At 72.6% G+C, this 22,209-nt stretch carries 12 protein-coding genes; 6 read left to right on the top strand and 6 right to left on the bottom strand.

Translation table 11 applies throughout. The features are described 5' to 3' along the window. Positions 1–195 precede the first annotated feature (195 nt). The 3 genes from OIU81_RS23695 (at position 196) to OIU81_RS23685 (ending at position 4,438) form a co-directional block, all read left to right on the top strand. On the top strand, positions 196–1,176 hold the full coding sequence (locus OIU81_RS23695; protein WP_329151052.1) for a bifunctional helix-turn-helix transcriptional regulator/GNAT family N-acetyltransferase: 981 nt from the start codon (positions 196–198) through the stop codon (positions 1,174–1,176). Between the two features lie 360 nt (positions 1,177–1,536). Beyond that, on the top strand, positions 1,537–2,457 hold the full coding sequence (locus OIU81_RS23690; protein WP_329155317.1) for a sugar phosphate isomerase/epimerase family protein: 921 nt from the start codon (positions 1,537–1,539) through the stop codon (positions 2,455–2,457). A gap of 145 nt (positions 2,458–2,602) precedes the next feature. Then, a complete protein-coding gene (locus OIU81_RS23685; RefSeq protein ID WP_329151050.1) occupies positions 2,603–4,438 on the top strand; it encodes a glycoside hydrolase family 3 protein in 1,836 nt (611 codons plus the stop codon). Positions 4,439–4,568: 130 nt separating this feature from the next. Here OIU81_RS23685 and OIU81_RS23680 read toward each other — a convergent pair whose 3' ends face one another. The 3 genes from OIU81_RS23680 to OIU81_RS23670 all read right to left on the bottom strand — a co-directional run bounded on the left by OIU81_RS23680 (position 4,569) and on the right by OIU81_RS23670 (position 13,121). Next, positions 4,569–5,987, bottom strand: a complete 1,419-nt coding sequence (locus tag OIU81_RS23680; protein ID WP_329151047.1) for a S28 family serine protease — start codon at positions 5,985–5,987, stop codon at positions 4,569–4,571. 215 nt (positions 5,988–6,202) lie between these two features. Then, positions 6,203–10,153 (bottom strand): ABC transporter ATP-binding protein, encoded by a 3,951-nt coding sequence (locus OIU81_RS23675; RefSeq protein ID WP_329151045.1) that lies wholly within the window; start codon positions 10,151–10,153, stop codon positions 6,203–6,205. Positions 10,154–10,307: 154 nt separating this feature from the next. After that, positions 10,308–13,121 (bottom strand): discoidin domain-containing protein, encoded by a 2,814-nt coding sequence (locus tag OIU81_RS23670; RefSeq protein ID WP_329151043.1) that lies wholly within the window; start codon positions 13,119–13,121, stop codon positions 10,308–10,310. Positions 13,122–13,367: 246 nt separating this feature from the next. Here OIU81_RS23670 and OIU81_RS23665 point away from each other — a divergent pair, with 246 nt between their 5' ends. From OIU81_RS23665 to OIU81_RS23655, 3 genes are read left to right on the top strand one after another with little or no spacing between them, the layout of a single operon-like run. After that, the gene (locus OIU81_RS23665) at positions 13,368–14,216 is read left to right on the top strand and encodes an ATP-binding cassette domain-containing protein (protein WP_329151041.1); all 849 of its coding nucleotides are present in this window, start codon (positions 13,368–13,370) and stop codon (positions 14,214–14,216) included. After that, positions 14,188–16,308 carry a YhgE/Pip domain-containing protein gene (locus OIU81_RS23660; RefSeq protein WP_329151039.1) on the top strand — a complete coding sequence of 707 codons (2,121 nt, stop codon included), beginning with the start codon at positions 14,188–14,190 and terminating at the stop codon, positions 16,306–16,308. Before OIU81_RS23665 ends, OIU81_RS23660 begins: the two co-directional genes overlap by 29 nt. After that, complete coding sequence (locus OIU81_RS23655) at positions 16,305–16,970, top strand: TetR/AcrR family transcriptional regulator (protein WP_329151037.1); 666 nt, start codon at positions 16,305–16,307, stop codon at positions 16,968–16,970. The genes OIU81_RS23660 and OIU81_RS23655 overlap by 4 nt, the downstream gene beginning before the upstream one ends. Before the next feature lie 46 nt (positions 16,971–17,016). On the opposite strand, the gene OIU81_RS23650 is transcribed toward OIU81_RS23655, so the two are convergent. From OIU81_RS23650 to OIU81_RS23640, 3 genes are all read right to left on the bottom strand, one after another. Then, positions 17,017–18,585, bottom strand: coding sequence for a YncE family protein (locus tag OIU81_RS23650; protein ID WP_329151035.1), 1,569 nt, complete (start codon positions 18,583–18,585; stop codon positions 17,017–17,019). A gap of 226 nt (positions 18,586–18,811) precedes the next feature. Continuing rightward, the gene (locus OIU81_RS23645) at positions 18,812–20,485 is read right to left on the bottom strand and encodes a thiamine pyrophosphate-binding protein (RefSeq protein WP_329151033.1); all 1,674 of its coding nucleotides are present in this window, start codon (positions 20,483–20,485) and stop codon (positions 18,812–18,814) included. A gap of 76 nt (positions 20,486–20,561) precedes the next feature. Continuing rightward, positions 20,562–22,073: a sodium:solute symporter gene (locus tag OIU81_RS23640; protein ID WP_329151031.1), complete on the bottom strand. Its 1,512-nt coding sequence runs from the start codon at positions 22,071–22,073 to the stop codon at positions 20,562–20,564. Between the last annotated feature and the right edge of the window lie 136 nt (positions 22,074–22,209).

The following is a 22,209-nucleotide window of genomic DNA, read 5'->3' as shown; positions in this document are numbered from 1 at the left end:
CGCTTTCTCCCGCCGGGACGCCAGCACGCGTGGCGGGTCGGCGAGGGCCGGCGGGGCCGGAGCAGCGAGGGCCGGCGGGGCGCGGAAGCAGGCGGCGGAGCAAATGGGAGCAAACCGGGGCTGTGCAAATCGACCCGGGAGATTTATCCTTGACTCCGGCAAACAATGATGCAGTCAACGATGAGGCGCTCGCCGATGACCACACCACCCGATACGACGGCCGCCGCCACCCCGCCCGACGCCTCGGTCGACCTCCATGAGCTGCGCAGATTCAATCGCTTCTGGGTCAACCTGGTCTGCTCGCTCGATTTCGGGCGGCATCTCCACGTACCGTTCACCGACACCGAGGCCCGGGTCATGTACGAGCTCGCCCGCCGCCAGCGGGTGGACTCCGCGGACCTCCGGGTGACCCTCTCGCTGGATGCCGGCTATCTCAGCAGGCTGCTCAGGGGGTTCGAGGACCGCCTGCTGATCACCCGCGCCCGGTCCGAAGAGGACCGCCGCCGGCAGCGCATCATGCTGACCCCCCTCGGCTGGGAGGCGGCCGGGCTGCTGGAGGAGGGTTCCCAGGAAGCCGCGGCCTCCCTGCTGAAGGATTTCTCCACGGCGGACCGGGAGCGCCTGCTGCACTCGATGCGGGCCATCCGCGTCCTGCTCGGCAAGGACGCGGAGGATCTGGCCGACGCCCGGGCACCCCAGATCACGCTGCGCACCTCGCGCCCCGGGGACCTGGGCTGGATGGTGGAGCGCAACGCCGCCCTCTACGCCGCCGAGTACGGCTTCGATCTGCGCTACGAGGCGCTGGTGGCCAGGATCGTGGCGGAGTACGCCGAGGCCTTCGACCCGCAGTGGGACCGCACCTGGATAGCGGAGCTGGGCGGGGAGCGGGCGGGCGCCGTGATGTGCGTACGGGACGGCAGGCCGGGGGTCGCCCGGCTGCGGCTGCTGCTGGTGGAGCCCGGTGCACGCGGCCACGGCGTGGGCCGTCAACTCATCGACACCTGCGTGGAGTTCGCCCGGGAGGCCGGGTACGGCGAACTGGTGCTGTGGACCAACTCCCTGCTCGACGCGGCCCGCAGCCTCTACCAGCGCGCCGGATTCGAGCTGGTCGCCGAGTCGCCGCACCACAGCTTCGGCCAGGACCTGGTCGGACAGGACTGGCGGCTGGCGCTCTGACGGCACACGGGGGACGGGTCCGGGTGCCCACGGCCGGACAGAGCCGCGGGTGAGGGCCCCGGATGCCTCGCGGCCCAGGTCCGGGGACGCCCCGCCGGCGCGGCCCACCCACCCGCGGTCGTGCCGCGCCGGCGGCAGGCGCACCGGTGCGCCTGCCGCACGTGGTGCACATGGTGCACGTCCGGCACATGCCGCGCCGGACGACTCACCCGGCGCAATGCGGGCACGGACCACGGAACACGGGGAAGGACGGGGAGAACACCAGCAACCAGGAGGAGCGCAGGCATGGTCAACACGGGCGCCACGGACGGTACGGACGGTACGGACGGTACGGGCGGCACGAACGACTCCACTCCGGCGATGCGCTTCGCGTTCTCGACCCTCGGTGTGCCGGGGATGCCGGTGGCGGAGGTGCTCAGGCTGGCGGTCGACACCGGGTACCAGGGGGTGGAACTGCGGGCCCATCCGGAGGAGCCGGTGCATCCGCTGATCGGGACGCGGGAACGCGCCGCGGTGCGCGGCCGGTTCGCCGACGCCGGGGTCGAGGTCCTGGCGGTGGCCGGATACGCCGGGGTCGCCGCCGCCCGGGACACGGCGGGCGAGAAGGAACTGGCGCAGGAGCTGAGCGAACTGGTGCTGCTGGCGGCCGATCTGGGGGCGCCCTATGTCCGGGTCTTCCCCGGCGGCGGTGACCGCCCGGCGGCCGAGGCGGACGCGGACGCCGCCCGCCGGCTCGCCGCGGTGGCCCCGCTCGCCACCGAGCGGGGCGTCCGGGTCCTGCTGGAGACCCATGACTCCCACCGCACGGGCGCGGACGCCGCACGCGTGCTGGGTCCCGTGGGGCACCGTCAGATCGGTGCGGTCTGGGACGTGCTGCACAGCTGGCTCGGCGGCGAGGAGCCCGTCGACACCCATGCCGCGCTCGCCCCGCATCTGGGCTATGTGCAGGTCAAGGACGTCGCCTCGGCCGAGGACCGCACCCCGCTCCCGCTCGGCGCCGGCACCCTGCCGCTGGCTGCCGTCCTGGACACCCTCGCCCGGGACCCCGAGGACGCCCACGGTCCGGTGCCGGCCGCCGAGGGCAGCTACGACCAGGGGGCGGGCGGCTGGCTCTGCTGGGAATACGAGAAGCGCTGGTTCCCGCAGGCGGCGGACCTGTCCGGCCTGCTGGCCCCGGGCCGCGCGCACCTCCAGCGGCTGCTGTCCGGGGCCCACCGCCGGCTCCTGACCCCGCCCGGCCGCAAGGGGGAGCGGCGCCCCTCCGCTCCCCCTCTCCCCTGAGGCCCCATCACACATCCCCGGCCGCCCCGCAATCCCTGGGCGCCACCACGGAAGGAGTCATTGACCGACAATAGTTTTCCGGCTATCCGTGTCTCCTTGGAAGTTTCCTTCACAGAGCCGAGGAAGCCCTCCGGAAGGAGCGCAGATGCACTCCAGACGTACCGTCCTGACCACCGCTGCCGCCGCGGCCGCCGCCGCGTGCCCGACGGGGGTGGCCGCCCCCGCGCACGCCGCGGCGACCGCCCCCCGCGGGCACCGGCCCCCCTCCCCCGCCACCCGGGCCCGGCTGCGCCGCCTGATCTCCCGTATGACTCCGGAGGAAAAGGTCGGCCAGCTCTTCGTCATGCGGGTCTACGGGCATTCCGCCACCGACCCGGACCCGGCCGACGTCGCCGCGAACCAGAAGGAGATCGGGGTCGCCAACGCCGCGGAGCTGATCGCCAAGTACCACGTCGGCGGCATCATCTACTTCGGCTGGGCGCACAACACCCGTGAGCCGCATCAGATCGCCGACCTGTCCAACGGCATCCAGAAGGCCGCCGCCGCCCAGCGCGTGCCCGTGCCGGTGCTGATCTCCACCGACCAGGAACACGGCATAGTGGCCCGTGTCGGCGCGCCCGCCACGCTGTTCCCCGGGGCGATGGCGCTGGGCGCGGGCGGCTCCCGCGAGGATGCCGGCACGGCGGCCACGATCGCCGGCCAGGAGCTGCTGGCCATGGGCATCCGGCAGGACTACGCGCCGGACGCCGATGTCAACGTCAACCCCGCCAACCCCGTCATCGGCGTGCGGTCCTTCGGGGCGGACCCGCAGGCCGTGGCCCGGATGGTCGCCGCCGAGGTCAAGGGCTATCAGGGCGCCGGGATCGCCTCCTGCGCCAAGCACTTCCCCGGGCACGGCGACACGGACACCGACAGCCATGTCGGGCTGCCGTACATCCACCACACGGCCGAGGAGTGGGAGCGCCTGGACGCGCCGCCGTTCAAGGCCGCGATCGCCGCCGGCATCGATTCGATCATGACGGCGCACATCGTCGTGCCCGCCTTCGACAAGAGCGAGGACCCGGCCACCCTCTCCCGGCCGATCCTCACCGGCATCCTGCGCGAACGCCTCGGCTACGACGGTGTGGTGGTGACCGACTCCCTCGGCATGGAGGGCGTACGGGTGAAGTACGGGGACGCCCGGGTGCCGGTGCTCGCCCTCAAGGCCGGTGTCGACCAGCTGCTGAACCCCCCGGACCTGTCGCTCGCCCACGCCGCCGTGCTCAGGGCGCTCGCGGACGGCGAGCTGACCGAGCGGGACCTCGACACGAAGCTGATGCGCATCCTGCTGCTCAAGGAGCGGCGCGGGCTCTTCACGCACCCCTACACCACCCACCGGGCGGTGGACCGGGTCGTCGGCATCCGCAGCCATCTCGCCGCCGCGGACCGGATCGCGGACCGCACCACCACCCTGCTGCGCAACGACGCCGGGATCCTGCCGCTGTCCCGACGGCGGGAGCGCAGGGTGCTGGTGGTGGGCTTCGACGCGGCCGCGCCGACCGGCACCGGCGGCCCGCCCACCACGGCCTTGGCCAAGGCGTTCACGGAGCTGGGGTTCACCGCCACCGCGCTGTCCACGGGCCTGACGCCGGGCCGCCGGCAGATCGACGAGGCGGTGGCGGCGCTCGCCGCGCGGGACGCGGTGGTGGTGGCCACCTACAACGTGACCGCGGACTCCTCCCAGCGGCAGCTGGTCGCCGCGCTGCTGGCCACGGGCAAACCGGTGGTGCAGCTGGCGGTCCGCAATCCGTATGACATCGCCCAGCTGCCCGGGGTGAAGGCGGCGCTGGCGAGCTACTCCTGGACGGATGTGGAACTGCGGGCGGCGGCCCGGGTGATCGCCGGCCGGCGGGACCCGGCGGGCAAGCTGCCCGTCGCGATAATGCGCGCCGACACCCCGACCACGGCGCTCTACCGGATCGGGCACGGTCTGTCGTACTGACGCACGGCAGTCGACACGGACACGGCGCGCCCTCCCGTCCCCGGGGAGGGCGCGCCGCGTCCGCTGCCGGCAACCGGCGGCGGCCGGCGGCCGACGACGCACAGACCTACGGCCTTACGGCCTTACGGCCTTACGGCCGCAGCAGCGGCATCCGCCGGATCTCCTGCTTGTCCAGCTGCTTGTTGTACGGCGCCAGCGGCGCGGCCGTGCCGCTCGGGGCCTGGACACCGGCCCAGTCGAGAAGCTCGGCGGTGGCCTTGGTGCGGTCGGCGTCCTTCAGCTTGGCGATGTTCGAGCCGTGGTTGCCGCCGGGCACGGTGAAGACGTACGAGTTCCGGGCGCCCCTGCCGAGCTCGAAGTGCTCCGAACTCCACGGGTCGTACTGCCCGTTGACGAACATCATCCGGTTCGCGTGGTGGCGCACCCAGTGATCGACGTCGGGCATCGCGCGCTTGTCGAAGTGCATCGGGATGTCCTTGGGCACGAACGACCGCGAGTTGTTGATCCCGGGGTACTTCAGCAGGCCGGCGAGGTTCGGGTAGGCGTAGCCGGGCTCACCCAGCTGGGTGCCTGCCTGGTAGTAGTACGGCGTGTACGGCTCCATGCCCTGGTCGGTGTAGCTGTCGAAGCCGCCGACCTTGTCCATCCACGCCCACAGCCCGTCGGTGGAGACGGTCGGCTTGGGGACCTCGGCGCAGGCGGTCTCGGCCGGCTGGTACTGCCAGAACCCGAACACCAGGTCCGTGACCATGACTTCATAGGCCCGGTCGGCACCGCCGACGGTCTTGAAGGTCTGCTTCTTCTTGTCGGCCCAGGTCTGGAAGCGGCCGACCATCTCCTTGCGGCGCACCAGGGCCTCGCGCTCGATGGCGGCGAGGTCGGCGCGGCACTGCGCCGTCCCGACGGTCTTGAAGAACCGGTCGTAGGCGGAGTCCTCGTCGTTGCGTACGTCGTTGGGCGCGACGTAGGCGACGGTGCCGTTCATGTCGTGCGGGAAGAAGCGGCGGTAGTAGGTGGCGGTCATGCCGCCCTTGCTGCCGCCGGTGTCGATCCAGTTCTTGCCGTAGATGCGGTGCAGGGCCTGGAAGATGCGGTGCTGGTCATCGGCGGCCTGCCGGATGTTCAGCTTCTTCCAGTCCGTGGGAGTGGGCCGCGACGGGGTGAAGTAGCGGTACTCCAGGGAGACTTGATTGCCGTCGATGATCTTGGTGGGTTCGCTGCGGGACGGCGTGGTGCTGACGTTGTAGCCGGAGGTGAAGAACACCGTCGGGCGGTCGACCGACTTGTGCAGCAGGGTCAGCCGCTGCTGGAACGTCCCCTTGGACGGATGCCGGTGGTCAATCGGCTGGGTGTAGTTCAGGACGAAGTAGCGGTAGCCGTCGACCGGCTTCTCTTCGATGAGGCTCATGCCCGGGATCGCCAGGATCCGGTCCTTGATGTCCTCGGTCTTCGGCTCGGCGGCGGTGGCCGCTCCTGCCGACACGCTGCCGGCGCCCGCCGTGCCTATGAGCACGGCGAGTGACAGCAGCCATCTGGTGGCCTTGCGCATGCACCCTCCCCTTGGGATAGCAAAGGTCGGGCTGAACCTATCGGCGCGGTGCGGGTGCCACCAGCCCTCGGAGCCATCCGGTGGATCTTCCGAACGGCCGCGGGGGCGGACGGCGGACGGCCGGGCGGAGCGACCGGGCGGGCCCTCAGCCCCACGGCCCTCAGCCCCCGGGCTCTCAGACCCGGACCTCGGACCCGGATCCCGGCCCCGCCGTCTCAGGCCGCGAGTTCCTCCTCCTCGCCCGTGAAGGTGCGCCACAGCTCCGCGTAGCGGCCGTCGTGGGCCAGGAGCTGGGCGTGGGTGCCGTCCTCCGCTATCCGGCCGCGGTCGAGCACCACCACGCGGTCCGCGCGGGCCGCGGTGGTCAGGCGGTGGGCGACGATGAGGGTGGTGCGCCGGCGGGCGGGCGGCCCCGCGTCCGTGCGGGCGGGGTCGAGCGTGCGCAGACGGTCGGTGGCCTGGTTGACGACCGCTTCGGTGGCGAGGTCCAGCGCCGCGGTGGCCTCGTCGAGCAACAGCACGTCCGGGTCGACGAGTTCGGCACGGGCCAGTGCCAGCAGCTGGCGCTGGCCGGCGGAGAGGTTGCGGCCGCGCTCGGCGACCTCGTGGAGGTAGCCGCCGTCGAGGGTGGCGATCATGGCATGGGCGCCGACGGACCGGGCGGCGGCCTCCACCTCGGCGTCGGTGGCGTCCGGGCGGCCGTAGGCGATGGCGTCACGGACGGTGCCGGCGAAGAGGTAGGACTCCTGGGGGACCACGCCCAGGCGGCGGCGATAGCCCGTCAGATCCAGCTCGCGCAGGTCCGTGCCGTCGATCCGGACGGCTCCCCCGGACGGGTCGTAGAACCGCGCGACCAGCTTGACCAGCGTGGACTTGCCGGCGCCGGTCTCGCCGACGAAGGCCACGGTCTGGCCGGCCGGGATGGTGAGGTCGACGCCGGCCAGCGCCGGTTCCTCGCCGCTGCCGTAGTGGAAGTGGACGTCGTCGAAGGTGATGTCGCCGCGCAGCGCGGGCACCTCGCGGGGCCGCTCGGCGACGGGGGTGGTGGTCGGCTCGCGCAGCAGCTCCTGGATGCGGCCGAGCGAGACGGAGGCCTGCTGGTAGCCGTCGAAGACCTGGGAGAGCTGCTGGACGGGGGCGAAGAACAGGTCGATGTAGAGGAGGTAGGCGACCAGCGCACCGGCCGTCAGGGTGTGCGAACCGACCCGGTCGGCGCCGACGATCAGCACCAGCGCGGCCGCCACGGACGACAGCAGCTGGACGAACGGGAAGTAGACCGAGATCAGGAACTGACCGCGGACCCGGGCCCGGCGGTAGGCGTCGCTGCGGGCCGCGAACCGCTCCTCGCCGCTGCGCTCGCGCCGGAACGCCTGGACGATCCGCAGTCCGGCGACGCTCTCCTGGAGGTCGCCGTTGACGACGCTGATCCGCTCGCGGGCCAGCTCGTACGCCTTCACGCTCTGCTTGCGGAAGAAGTACGTGCCGATGATCAGCGGCGGGAGGGTGGCGAAGACGACCAGGGCCAGCTGGACGTCGATGGCCAGCAGCGCGACGAGGATGCCGAAGAAGGTGAGCACCGAGACCAGGGCGGTGACCAGGCCGGTCTGCAGGAAGGTCGACAGGGCGTCGACGTCGGTGGTCATCCTGGTCATGATCTTGCCGGTCAGCTCGCGCTCGTAGTAGTCGAGCCCGAGGCGCTGGAGCTGCGCGAAGATCTTGAGGCGGAGGGAGTAGAGGACCCGTTCGCCGGTGCGTCCGGTCATGCGGTTGCCGCCGATCTGCGCCGCCCACTGGGCGAGGACCACGAGCAGGGCGACCACGGCGGCCGTCCAGACGCCGATCAGCGCACCGCGCCGCACGCCCTCGTCGATGCCCTGCCGGATCAGCACCGGCAGCAGCAGCCCGGCGACCGCGTCCACGGCGACCAGCGCCAGCGCGCACCCCAGCGGCCTGCCGAAGCCGTGCAGCAGCCGGCGCAGGCCGTAGGAGCGCTCGGGGCGCAGGGCTTGGTCCTCGTCGACCTCGGGGGTGTCGGTGGCCGGCGGCAGGGCGGCGACCTGGGCGAGCAGCTCGGGCGTCGCCGTCAGCCCGGCCATGGCTCCGCCGATGCCGGGCCCGGCGCCGGCCGCCGCGCGGGCCGCCGTCCCGGCCGCGCCCGCCTCGGCCTCCTGCTCGCGGCGGACCCACAGCTCGGGGGTGATCGTGCCGGCGGCGTCCCGCTCCCCGTCGGGCTCGGCGGCCTCCGGCGTCCACTCCCGCGGCGCGCCCGCGGCGTACTCGGCGTACTCGGCGTACTCGGCGTCGAAGCCGCCCGCCGCTTCGCCCGCCGGGTCGTGCGCGACGTCGCCCAGCTCGTCCGGGTCGGTCAGCAGCCTGCGGTAGAGCGCGCAGCGGCTCTCCAGCTCCTCCTGGGTGCCGATGTCGACCAGCCGCCCGCCGTCGAGGACGGCCACCCGGTCGGCGAGCGCCAGGGTGGAGGCGCGGTGGGCGATCAGCAGGGTCGTGCGGCCCGCCATGACGCCGCGCAGCGCCTCGTGGATCTCGTGCTCGACCCGGGCGTCCACCGCCGAGGTGGCGTCGTCCAGGACCAGCAGCCGGGGGTCGGTGAGGATGGCGCGGGCCAGGGCGACGCGCTGGCGCTGGCCGCCGGACAGCGTCAGGCCCTGCTCGCCGACCTTGGTGTCATAGCCGTCGGGAAGCGCGGAGATGAAGCCGTCGGCGCGGGCGGCGCGGGCCGCGGCGCGCACCTGTGCGTCGGTGGCCTCCGGGTGGCCGTAGGCGATGTTGTCGCGTACGGAGTCGGAGAACAGGAAGCTGGTCTCGGGGACCAGCCCGATGGCGGCCCGCAGCGACTCCAGGGTCAGTTCGCGCACCTCGTGGCCGCCGATCAGGACGCGGCCCGCGGTGACGTCGTAGAAGCGGGGCAGCAGCAGCGAGACGGTGGACTTGCCGCTGCCGGACGTGCCGACCACGGCGACGGTCTCGCCGGCCTCGATGCGCAGTGAGAACCCTTCGAGGACGGGGCGGACCGGGCCGGCGGCGGCCGCGGGCTCCTCGCCGGCCTCGCGGTGCGGCGGCGCGTAGGCGAACGTGACGTCCTCGAAGGCGACGGTCGCGGGGGCGTCGGCGGGCAGCGGGTGGGCGTCCGCCCGCTCCTGGAGGGCCGGCTCGGTGTCGATCAGCTCGTAGACCCGCTCCACGCCGGCCCGTGCCTGCTGGCCGACGGTCAGCATCATCGCCAGCATCCGCACGGGTCCGACCAGCTGCGCGAGGTAGGTGGAGAAGGCGACGAAGGTGCCGAGGGTGACCTGGCCCTGGGTGGCCATCCAGCCGCCGAGGGCCAGCATCGCGACCTGGCCGAGGGCGGGGACGGCCTGCAGCGCGGGGGTGTAGCGGGCGTTGAACCGGACCGTGCGCAGACGTCCGGCGAACAGCCGGCGGCTGACCTCGCGCAGCTTCCCGGTCTCCTGCTCCTCCTGCCCGAAGCCCTTGACGACCCGGACGCCGGAGACCGCGCCGTCCACGACACCGGCCACGGCGGCCGCCTGCCCCTGGGCGTACCAGGTGGCGGGGAACAGCCGGGCGCGGCTGCGCCGGGCGATGAACCACAGGGCGGGGGCGACGGCCAGCGCGACGACGGTGAGCAGCGGGGACAGCACCATCATGACGACCAGCGAGATCACGAACAGCAGGACGTTCCCGATCATCATCGGGAGCATGAACAGCAGGCTCTGGATGAGCTGGAGGTCGCTGGTGGCGCGGCCGACGACCTGGCCGGTGCTCAGCTCGTCCTGCCGCCGGCCGTCGAGCCGGCCGATCGCGGAGAACATCCGGGTCCGCAGGTCGTGCTGGGCGTCCAGGGCGAGGCGGCCGCCGTAGAAGCGGCGTATGTAGGTGAGGACGTAGACCACGACGGCGGCGACGACCAGCAGGCCGGCCCAGGGGCCGAGCGGGCGGGCGTGCCGCACGATGACATCGTCGATGATCAGCTTCGGGACGAGCGGGACCAGGGCCAGCACCGCCATGCCGGCGAGTGAGGAGCCCAGGGCGAGCAGCACGTCCCTCTTGTACTGCCAGCAGTCGCGGATCAGCCGCCGCGCCCAGCCCACTCGTTGCCTGTCCGTCCCCGTCACCCGGTGCCTCCCGCTCCTCGACACGTACCGCATGGCACCAACACCGCCGGGGGCGGATTTCATCCCGCCGTGATCTGCCGGCGGCATTCCGGCGGGGGGCGCGAAGGAGCGCGGGCCGGCGCCGGCGGCGCGACGGCCCCGTCCCGGCGGGTGCGGGGCGGGGCCGTCGTCCGGTGCGGCGGGCGGGTTACTTCACGCGCCGCACGTCCAGCTCGGTGATTCCCGGATGCGGCTTGGGCTTGCCGCCCGCCGCCGGGGTCCGGTCGCCCTCGACGGTGACCCGGACGTACCGCGCCGGGCTCCGGCCCGCGTACCCGGTCCCCGTCCAGTGCTTTCCGTCCCGGGAGACCTGGACCCGGTAGGACTTCGGGCGGGTCGCGGTCCAGTGCGGGGTGATCTGTCCGACGAGGGTGGGCCGGCCGAGGTCGACGGTGAGGGTGCCGGTGGCGGCGTTGGGCACCCACGCGGTGGTGGTGTTGCCGTCCACGGCGGCGCCCGCGTACATGCCGGGCTCCTCCGAGGTCGCCGTGGCCGGGGTGCAGCGGGCCGCGTCCGACGTCGCCACCCGGTCCGGGCGGCGGGTCTTCAGGACGGCCGGCACACCGCGGCTGACGATCTTGTCGCCCTCGGGCGTCTCGATCCGCATCGGTGCCCCGGCGGTCAGCCGCACGGTGGTCTGGTGGGCGCCGATGGCGAGGTCATAGGTCCGGCCCTGCCAGTGCAGAGCGCGCAAGGTGACGCCCTGCGACAGCTGCGGCGGCAGCATCGGGTCGAGGTGCACCGCGTTCTCCCGCAGCCGCAGCCCGGTCAGCCCGTTGGTGAAGGTCTGCAGGAAGCCGCCCTTGCCGGTGAGGAAGTCCTGGGCGGGCTTGCCGGCGTGCGGGTCGTCGGCGCCGGCCTTGTCGCCGCGTGCCTCGGAGAACTCCTTGAACGGCCCGCGCACGAACGGCTTGATGGACCGCTGCAGATAGGTGTAGGTCGCGCAGCCGGGCTCGCCGATGGCGGCGGCGTCGATGGCGTGCACGGAGTCCGTCATGGCCGGGCCGTCCGGGTCGGTGTGCCCGGCGTAGAAGTCCAGCGTGCGGGCCGCCTGCGCCTGCGACATGGGCCATTCCAGCGGGTACATCAGCAGCACGGTGTCGGCCTGCTTGATGGTGGTGCCCTTGTACCCGGCGTACTGCTCGAAGATCTTCTTCTTGCTGTCGTAGGGGATCCGCAGCTTGTCGGCGATGGTCTTCCAGGAGGCCGGTGCCTTCTCGCCGAGGATCGTGGCGACGCGGGTGGCGTTGCGCAGGGCGGTGGCGGCGCCGGCGTTGGTGAACACCCCGTCGTTGACGCCGTTGCTGTACTCGTCGGGACCGGCGACGTTCTTGACGGAGTAGCTGCCGTCGGCGTTATGGGTGACCCGGGAGGCCCAGAATTCGGCGATGCCCTTGAGGACCGGCCAGCCGCGGGACCTCAGCCAGGCGGTGTCCTTGGTGGCGAGGTAGTACTGCCAGGTGGCCAGGGAGATGTCGCCCATGAGGTGGTTTTGGGTCTTGCAGTGCGGCGGGTCCCAGCTGTGGCACTCGTTCCACAGATCGCCCTTGCTGCCGCTGGTCCAGGGGTAGAACAGCCCGTCGTAGCCGAGCTTCTTGGCATTGGCGCGGGCCCCGGCGCGGGTCTTGTAGCGGTAGTCGACGATGGACCGGGCGAGCGTGGGATGGGTGGCCAGCAGGCCCGGGTACATCCAGGTCTCGGCGTCCCAGAAGACCTCACCGGCGTAGTTGTCGCTGGTCAGGCCGGTGGGGCCGATGCTGTTGTCGCTGCCGGCGCGGGTTGCGGAGAGCAGTCCGTACTGCGCCGAGCGCACCCAGGACTGCATCTCGCGCTGCCCCTTGACCTCGATGTCGCTGCGCCACATCCGCTGCCAGGCGGCGGTGTGCCGGGCGAACAGGGCGTCCCAGCCGCGGGCCGCGGCCCGGCGCGAGGCGGCGTCGGCGGCGGCCCGCGGCGAGCGGGAGGTGAGCGCGGTGTCCACGCCGACGTACTTGGTCAGCTCGTAGGAGCGGCCACTGCGGACCGGGAAGGACACCCGCTGGCGGTTGCTCAGTCTGTCCTTCTGCGGCTCCTGGCGGGGCTGGTGGGCCTGCACCCCGGGCCCGGTGCGCAGGGTGGAGGCCACCGCGCCGTCGGTCTTCGTCCCGTCCGTGCGGAATCCGACGTCCATGGTGCGGCCGTTCTGCGCGCCGGCGCCGGACGGTGCCATCCGGCGGGCGCCGCGGCCGTCGAGGCCGTCGGTGACGGTGGCCGCGCCGCTCCAGTGGGGCGTCATCCGCAGGCGGACCGCGCCGGTGTGGGCGTCGCTGCGGTCGGCGAGCACGTCGTAGACCAGGTCGGTGCGGCGCCCGTCGGCGGCCGTCCAGGTCAGTGAGGTACGGACGAAGCCGCAGCGCAGGGAGAGGGTCTGGCGGTAGTGCGAGATCCGGCCGGGTGCGGTGGCCGAGGAGAAGGTGTCGGGGCGGGCCCCGCCGGTGGCGACATCGAGCGTGGACCAGGTGGGGATCGCGGCGATGGCCTGCCGGCCCTGGACGTCCTTGGGGCCCTTGGCGTAGAGCCCGGAGACGAACGCGCCGTCGTAGGCGGGTGTCTTCAGCGGCCAGCCGGTGGTGCCGCCGGGCGCGGTGTAGCCGGCGCCGTTGGGCGCGACCCGTGCGCCGAGGTACCCGTTGCCGACGTAGGCGTGGTAGCTGTCCTTGGGGTCGATCTTGGTGGACGTGGACGTCCAGCCGGCGCTGTCGTCGCCCGGCACACAGGGCCCCTGGGCGCCGCCGGCGGACGGGCCTCCTTCGGGCGCCCGGACGGGTGCCGAGGCCGAGGCCGATACGGGTGCGAGGACCGCGACCAGGGCTCCCGCGAGCAGCGGGGCGACCAGCTTGCGCGGGCGGCGGGCAGCGCGGGGCCGCCGCTCCGCCTCGTCCCGCGGCGGCCGGTCAACGGGGGGCTGTGCCGAATGATCCATGGTTCTCCGTTGTACGGGCGCGTCCGTGCCGCGTCGTCCACGCGGCACGGACATCACCGTGAACATCATCAGGCCCCCGCCTGCACGGCACCCTAGGACGTATCCCCCGTCCGGGTCACGGGATCCGCCGCACCGAGTGACCACCGGCGCGTGGACGGGTGCCGGACACGTCACCCGATTGGTCAAAGAGCCCCTGATACGGCACACTTTTAGACTGACCAGTCAGATCAAAGGGGAGGGGTGTTCGTGAACACCACCCGCCAGGGGGCGGCGGTCGACGCCAGGGGCATAGGAGTGGAGGGCCCACGGGGTTGGGCGTTCCGGGGCATCGACATCTCCGCGGAGCCGGGCGCGCTGATCGCCGTCCAGGGCTCTTCCGGTTCCGGCCGTACCTGCCTGCTGCTGGCCCTCACCGGCCGGATGCGGATCACCGCGGGCGAGGCGACGGTCGCCGGACTTCCGCTTCCCCAGCGCATGGGGACGGTGCGCAGCCGGACCGCCATCGCCCATGTGCCGGGCGTCGTCGAACTCGAACCGGCCCTCACGGTCGGCGAACACCTCAAGGAGCAGGCCCTGCTGGGCCACCGCTTCCAGGGCCTGGGCGCCTCGCTCCCCTGGGGCAGGCGCCAGAAGGAAGCCACCCGGGCCCGGATCGACGCCGCGCTCGCGGCTGTCGGGCTCGACCCCGCCGCCCTCGTCAAGGGCCTGGGGACGGCCGTGCGGGACCTGGAGCGGATCGAGGCGCTGCGGCTCTCCGTCGCCCTCGGGATCATGCACGGCCCGCAGCTGCTGGCCGTCGACGATGTCGACCTCAAGCTGTCGGCGGCGGAACGCGCCGAGGCCTGGCAGCTGCTGCGGGACCTGACGCGGGCGGGCACCACCGTCGTGGCCGCCGGCAGCGAGGCCCCCGCGGACGCCGTGCTCGTGCGCACCACACCCGCCCCGGCCGCCGCCGACAAGACCGGCATACCGGCCGCCGAGGCGCCGGCCACCGACGGACCCGGCACGGCAGGCACCGACACCAACACCGACACCGACACCGACACCGACGAGGAGGAAGCAGCGGATGCGTTCGCCGAGACTGGCCGCGCTTGAGCTCAAGCGTTTCGGCAGGGGGAAGCTTCCCCGTCTGGGCCTGGTCGCCCTGATGCTGATCCCGCTGCTCTACGGGGCCCTGTACCTGTGCTCCTTCTGGGACCCCTACAGCCGCCTGGACAAGATCCCGGTGGCCCTCGTCAACGAGGACCAGGGCGCCACCACCGGCGGCAAGAAGTTCACCGCGGGCGACGACCTGTCCGAGAACCTCAAGGACAGCAAGAAGTTCCACTGGGAGGACGTCAGCTCCGCGGACGCCGCCAAGGGCGTCGAGAACGGCACGTACTACCTCTCGCTGACCGTCCCGAAGGACTTCAGCGAGCGGATCGCCTCCAGCTCCGGGGACACCCCGCAGACCGGCGCGCTCCAGGTCCGTACGAACGACGCCAACAACTACGTCGTCGGCTCGATCTCCAAGACGGTCTTCTCCGAGGTGCGCGCGAAGACCTCGGCCACCTCGGCGCGGGCCATGCTCGACAAGATCTTCATCTCGTTCTCCGATCTGCACGACAAGACCGCCCAGGCGGCGGACGGGGCCGGGAAGGTCGACAAGGGCGTGGGCTCGGCCAAGAAGGGCTCCGGTGACCTCGCGGACGGCCTCGGCAAGCTCAACGAGGGCGCCGGCAAGGTCAGTCAGGGCGCCGGTGACCTGAGCAAGGGCGCCTCGACGGCCGTCGCCAAGGCCCATGAGCTCAGCGCGGGCGCGGGCCGGGTCGCCGACGGCACCCAGCAGCTCGCCGAGAAGGTGCACGGCATCGCCAAGAAGGACCTGCCCTACCTCCGCGCGCACGGCAAGGAGATCGGCCAGGGCGCGCAGTTCGTCGCCGACGCCACCGAGACCATCGATGACGTCCTCGACACCCTGCCGGGCGACTCCGCCAAGGCCGCCACGCAGGCCCGCAAGAACGCCGACAACGCCGCGGAGATCTATCAGGACCGCTGCGGCGGGCTGCTGGACACCGACCCCGACTGCACCAAGCTGAAGGCGCTCGCGGACGGCAGCAAGGTGGCCGCCGACGCAGCGGAGAAGGTCCACGACGCCGTCGCCGGGGCGGACTTCGGGCCGCTCCGCAGCAAGCTGCACGAGGTGCACCAGGGCGCGGTGATGGTCGCCGAGCAGGCACCGGGCATCGGGCAGCGCGCGGACACCGCGATCCGTCAGATCAACCAGCTCAACGCCGGTGCCCACAAGGTCTCCCAGGGCGCGGGGCTGTTCGCGAACGGCATCGGCACCCTCGCCGACGGCGCGGGCAAGGTCGCCGACGGCGCCGGCAAGGTCCACAGCGGCGTCGGTGACGCCAAGGAGGGCGCCGTCAAGCTCACCGGCGGCCTCTTCAAGCTCAAGGACGGCACCAACCAGCTGGCCGACGGCCTGCACAGCGGTGTCGCCAAGATCCCGGACTACAACAAGAAGGACCGCGACGCCCGCACCGAGGTGATGGCCGACCCGGTCGAGCTGGCCGCCAAGTCGATGCACAAGGCGCCCAACTACGGCACCGGCCTGGCGCCGTACTTCATCCCGCTCTCCCTCTGGGTCGGCGCGATGGTCGCGTTCATGCTGCTCCCGGCGCTGAGCAAGCGGGCCCTGGCCGCGGGCGCCCCGGGCTGGCGGATCACCCTCGGCTCCTGGCTGCCCGCCTACGCCGTCGGCGTCGTACAGGTGCTGGCCCTGATGGCCGTCCTGCACTGGGGCCTGGGCCTGGAGATGGTCCGCTCGGCCGGCACCGTCGGCTTCCTGCTGCTGGCCACGGCCTGCTTCACCGCGATCATCCAGCTGCTGGGCGCGTTCTTCGGACCGGCCGGGCGGGTGCTGACCCTGGTCGTCCTGATGCTCCAGCTGACCTCGGCGGGCGGCACCTACCCGGTGCAGACCAGCCCCGGCTTCTTCGGTGCCATCCACCCGTTCCTGCCGATGAGTTACGTGGTCGACGGCCTGCGCCGGCTGATCACCGGCGGTGACCTCGGCATCGTCTGGCAGGGCTGCGGCGTCCTGGTGGCCTTCACCCTCGGCGCGCTGGCCCTGACCGCCCTCGCGGCGCGCAGCCGGCAGGTCGTACGGATGAAGGATCTGCACCCGGAACTCAGCCTGTGAGTGTGCTCCCGGTCTCCCGGGGCGAGGCCGGCGACGGCACCGCCCCGGGGGCCGCCCCGGCCCCCCGGCGTGCCTCCACGCGCCGCCGGCTCTTCGACGCCGCCGTGGTCCTCATCGCCGAACAGGGCTTCTCGGCCACCACCGTCGACGAGATCGCCGACCGCGCCGGTGTCGCCAAGGGGACCGTCTACTACAACTTCGCCAGCAAGAACGTCCTCTACGAGGAGCTGCTGCGCGACGGCATGGACCTGCTCGCCGGCTCGCTGCGCCGGGCCGCCGACGCCACGGTGGCCGCCGGCGGCAGCCGCGTCGACGCCCTGGACGCCATGATCCGCGCCGGCCTGGACTTCATCGCCGGCTCCCCCGCCCTGATGCAGCTCTACGTCGCCGAACTCTGGCGCACCAACCGCACCTGGCGCGCGACCCTCACCTCCGTGCGCGGCCGGGCGCTGACCGTCGTCGAGTCCGTGCTGCGCGACGCCGTGGCCACCGGCGAACTCTCCGCGGAACTCGACATCTCCCTGACCGCCTCCGCCCTCCTCGGCATGGTCCTGGTGGCCGCCCTGGACTGGCAGTCCTTCCAGCCGGACCGCTCGGTCGAGGACGTCCACGCGGCCCTCTCACGGCTGCTCCAGGGGCGGGTGGGGGCGGGCGGAGCATAGGGCCCCGCCCTGCCGCACGAAGGCCGGCCGGTGACCGGACGGGGGGTCAGGGTTCGATGACTCCCGCGTGCGCGCTGGACGGTGACAGGACGGCTGACGGGGTGGTCCCTCCGGCGAAGGAGGCGTCGTAGCCGCCGTTGGCGAGGATGTACACCAGGATGAGCGTCTCGTTGAACCGGGCGACGCCTTGGGCGTCGGTGACGGCGGTGCCCATGAGGTTGCCGCCGACGCTGAACACGATGGTCTGACCGGGCACCGGCAGGCCGGTGACCTGGTCGGTCAGCGTCGCGGTCAGGAACGGGAAGTACACGTGCGGCGGGAACAGCTTCGACAGCGCCGGGGTCGCGGTCAGCGTGGTGGCGTGGACGGGGAGGAGGTAGGTGAAGCCGTTCACCAGGGACGCCATGCCACCAGGAGTGGTGACGGTGACGGTGGCCGGACCGGCCGCCCCGGGCGGGGTGACGAAGGTGAGCTGGGTGCCGGTGGCGTTGACGGTGACCCCGGTGGCGGGGTTGCCGCCGACGGTGACGCTCGCACCGGTCAGGTTGGTGCCGGTGAGCGTCACGACCGTGCCGCCCGCGACGGGCCCTTGGGCGGGGTTGATGCTGGTCACCGTCGGGTCGAATTGGATGACGCTGACGTTGTTCCCGTTGATGTTGCTGACGTAGACCTTGTTGTTGGGGGCAACCGTCACGGCGATCGGTCCGGCGCCGACGGGGATCGGGGCGCCGACGACGGTGTTGGTGGCGGTGTCGAACACCGTCACGTTGTTCGCCGCCCGGTTGGCCGTGTAGGCCATCCCGTCGGCGCCGACCGCGATTCCCCACGGCTGGTTGCCGACGGCGATCGGGGCGCCGACGACGGTGTTGCTGATGGTGTTGATCACCGTCACGGTGTTCGACCCGATGTTGGCGACGTAGGCGTTGCCGTTGGGGGCGATCGCCACGAAGTTCGGCTGGGCGCCGACGGGGATCGGGGCGCCGATCACGGTGTTGGTGGCGGTGTTGATCACCGTCACGGTGTTCGATCCCCGGTTGGTGACGTAGGCGTTGCCGTTGGGGGCGACCGCGACCCCGACCGGCTGGGCGCCGACGGCGATCGGGGCGCCGATGACGGCGTTGGTGGTGGTGTCGATCACCGTCACGGTGTTCGCGGCGAAGTTGGTGACGTAGACGCGTCCACCGGGGACGGCCGCCACCACGGCCGGCTGGTTGCCGACGGCGATCGGGGCGCCGACGACGGTGTTGGTGGCGGTGTTGATCACCGACACGGTGTTCGACCCGCTGTTGGGGACGTAGGCGTTGCCGTTGGGGGCGACCGTCAGCCAGACCGGCGTACCGCCGACGCCGATCGGGCCGCCGATGACGGTGTCCGTGGTGGTGTTGATCGCCGACACGTTGGCCGATCCGGAGTTGGCGACGTAGAGGTCGCTGCTGGGGGCGATCGCCACCCCGACCGGGTTGTTGCCGACGGGGATCGAGGTGACGGCCAGGAAGAGCTGCGCCGGGGCTGCCGCCCGGCTCACCCCTCCCGTCCCGGCGGTCGGCGACACCTGGCCGGAGAGGAGGGGTGTCGCCAGCAGCGCCGGCTGCGGTGACTGAACGCTGGTACTCATGTGGACCCCTTCGGTGGGGGCCACCCTGGACCCGGCACGCTCCCCGCGCGGGGAGCAGCACACGTCCGTCGATCCCTGTCCGGGGCACCACAAACCGCCACGACAGACCGCAGTTCACCAAAAACACGACGGGCTGCGCACCCCGAGGAGGGATGGGCAGCCCGTTTGGTTCGGTAAGACCGTCTTCCCCGCCCGGTGAGGCGGTGAAACATCTCTCCGGGCGTCGTCAGGAGTCCAGATGTGTCGGCGCGAACATCCGCAGGACCGCCGGGAGCACGACGACCGAGGGGCCGGGGGCCGCGAGCGCCGCCGCCAGGTCCGCGCGCAGCCGCTCCGGGCTCGTACGGACCGCGGGGACGCCGAACGACTCGGCAAGTGCCACGAAGTCCGGGCGGGTGAGTTCGGTGCCGGTGGCCGCGCCGAAGGCGTCGGTCATGTACTCCCGCAGGATGCCGTAGCCGCCGTCGTCCACGATGAGCCAGGTCACCGGCGCGTCGTACTGCCGGGCGGTGGCGAGTTCGGCGATCGAGTACATGGCGCCGCCGTCGCCGGAGACCGCCAGCACCGGTCGCGCCGGGTGGGCGGCGGCCACCCCCAGGGCCGCCGGGAAGCCGTAGCCCAGCCCCCCGGCGCCCTGTGCCGAGTGCAGGGCGTTGGTGCCCCGCGGGTCGAAGGCGGACCAGGCCCAGTAGGCGAGGATCGTCATGTCCCAGCAGCTGACCGCGCCGTCGGGCAGCGCCTCCCGCACCGAGGCCAGGAGCTGCTGCTCCAGGTCGAGTTGCTGCCCGGAGAGCCGGCCGCGGACGCGCCCCAGGAGGTCGGACACGGCGTCCTCGGGGGCGGGCGCCCCGGCGGGACCGGCACCGCGTGGCGCGCGGTCCCCGACCTCCTTGCCCAGCGCGGCCAGCGCCGCCCGCGCGTCCGCGTGGATGCCCAGCGCGGCATGGTTCGCTTCGAGCTTGCCGAGGTCCGCCTCGATCTGCACGACCCGGCCCCGCGGCCGGAAGGTGTGGTAGTTCGAGGAGAGTTCGCCCAGCCCCGAGCCGACGACCAGCAGGGTGTCCGCGTCCTCCAGGAAGGTCGTGGTGTAGCGGTCCTCCAGCCAGGACCGGAGGGAGAGCGGGTGCTCCCAGGGGAAGGCGCCCTTGCCCCCGAAGGTGGTGGCCACCGGCGCCCGCAGCTGCTCGGCGAGCGCCAGCAGCTCCGCCTCGGCCCCGGCCCGGACGACTCCGCCACCGGCCAGGATCACCGGCCGCCGGGCCTCGGTCAGCCGGCTCGCCGCGGCCGCGATCAGCTCGGGGCGGGGCGGCAACTCCCCCGGGGCGGCATGCAGTTCGGTCACCGCGGGGACGTCCACCTCCGCCAGCAGCACGTCCTGCGGGATCTCCAGCCACACCGGCCCGTGCGGGGCGCTCAGCGCCGACTCCCAGGCGGCGGCCACCGCGGAGGGGATCTGGGAGGCCGTACGCGCCGTGTGGACGGACTTGACCACGCCACGGAACGAGGCGCTCTGGTCGCCGAGTTCGTGCAGATAGCCGTGGCGGCCGCCGCCGATCCCGGCCAGCGGCACCTGACTGCCGAGGGCCAGGACGGCCGCCGAGCCGGCCGCCGCCTCCTGGAGCGCGGGCAGCGTCATCAGCGCGCCGGGGCCGGTGGAGACCAGCAGCGGCGCGACCCCGTGCGTGGCCCTGGCGTACGCGTCGGCGGCGAAGCCCGCGTTGTTCTCCACCCGCAGACCCACATAGCGCAGCGCGGAGCGGCGCAGCGCGTCGAACACCCCGAGCGCGTGCTGACCCGGCAGCCCGAAGACGGTGTCCGCGCCCAGGGCCGTCAGCGACTCGACGACCAGATCGCCGCCGGTGCGCTTCGTCTGCTCCGGCACGGTTTCGGTGGTGCTCATCTGCGGTCGGCTCTCCGTCTCGTGGTGGGTGGGGAGGTGAGGGGGCGGGGGGACGTGGCCCGGCGGCCGTGCGTCCTCAGACGCGGGACAGCGGGGACGGGGCGTCCGCCCGGCCCGCCAGCCGCTCCCGCCAGACGGTCAGCACCGCCTGGTCCGTGGGCCGGGTGGCCAGGCTGACCACCACGTACGCCACGAGCGAGGCGAGCAGCCCGTAGTAGATCGGCTCATTGGCGAGGACCCCGAGCGAGGCCATCAGGCCGATGACGGTCAGCCCGCCGACGGCGACCGCGGCGAGCGCGCCGGCGGCGGTGCCGCGCTTCCACAGCAGGCCGCCGAGGATCGGCACCAGCAGGCCGCCGACCAGGACGTTGTAGGCGAGGGTGAGCGCCTCGACGACGTTGTTGAGCGCGCCGGCGATGACGATGACGGCCAGTCCCATCAGCAGGGTGAAGACGCGGTTGCCGCGCACCTCGTCGGGTGCCCCGGCCCGTTCGCCGTCCTGCGGGCCGCCGGCCGTCGCGGACGCGGCCCCGGCGGCCGGGTACGGCCGTGCCCGGACGGCGCCCCTGACCCGCGACCAGATGTCGTTGTGGGCGACCGTGGCGCAGGCGATCAGCGCGCCCGACGAGGTGGACATCACCGCGGACAGCGCCGCCGCCAGCACCAGTCCGCGCACGCCCACGGGCAGGGTGTCCTTGACGATGGTGGCGAAGGCGTCGTCCGGGCTGCCCAGATGCGGGTAGAGCACCTTGGCCGCGGTGCCGATGACCGCCCCGGCCAGCGCGTAGACCAGGCAGTACGTACCGGCCGCGGTGCCGCCCAGGCGCGCCACCCGGTCGCTGCGGGCGGTGAAGACCCGCTGCCAGATGTCCTGCCCGATGAGCATGCCGAAGGAGTAGATCAGCACGTAGGTGAAGACCGTCTGGCCGCCGATGCCGAGCGGCGCGAAGTAGTCGTGCGGCAGCCGGTCCGCCATCTCCCCGAAGCCGCCCGCCTTGATGACCGCGATGGGCAGCAGGAGCAGCAGCACACCGATCGTCTTGACGACGAACTGGACCATGTCGGTGAGGGTGATCGACCACATGCCGCCGAGCGTCGAGTACGCGACGACGATGGCTCCGCCGATGACGATCGAGAGCGTCCGGTCCAGGCCGAAGAGCACATCGAAGATCGTCGCGTAGGCGATCGTCGAGGTGACCGCCAGCATCAGCGTGTACGCCCACATGACGATGCCGGAGATGAGCCCGGCGGAGCCGCCGTAGCGCAGGTCCAGCATCTCGGAGACGGTGTAGACCTTCAGCCGGGCGATCCGGCCGGAGAAGAAGACGCTCAGCGCGAGCAGCCCGAGGCCGATGGCGAAGACCATCCACGCGCCGGAGAGCCCGTACTGGTAGCCGAGCCCCACCCCGCCGATGGTGGAGGCACCGCCGAGCACGATCGCCGCCATGGTGCCCGAGTACATCGCCGGGCCGAGGCGGCGGCCGGCGACGAGGAAGTCGCTCTTGGAGGTGGCGCGCCGCATCCCCCACCAGCCCACCGCGAGCATTCCGGCCAAATAGAGCACGATCACCGCATAGTCGACAGCCATGGGCCATCCCTTCCAGCTGCGCCGAGGGGGGAGAGAAGCAAGAGCAGAGGGGCAACGGGTGTGGGGGAGGTGGGGCGGGCGCCCGGTGAGCGGGGGTCCCGCCGGGCACCGCGCCTGGGGGTTGACCCTAGGAGGC

It is taken from the genome of Streptomyces sp. NBC_01454, from assembly GCF_036227565.1.
GTDB lineage: Bacteria > Actinomycetota > Actinomycetes > Streptomycetales > Streptomycetaceae > Streptomyces.
Note: the sequence above shows the minus strand (reverse complement) of the source record. Positions and strands in the feature narration are given on the sequence as shown.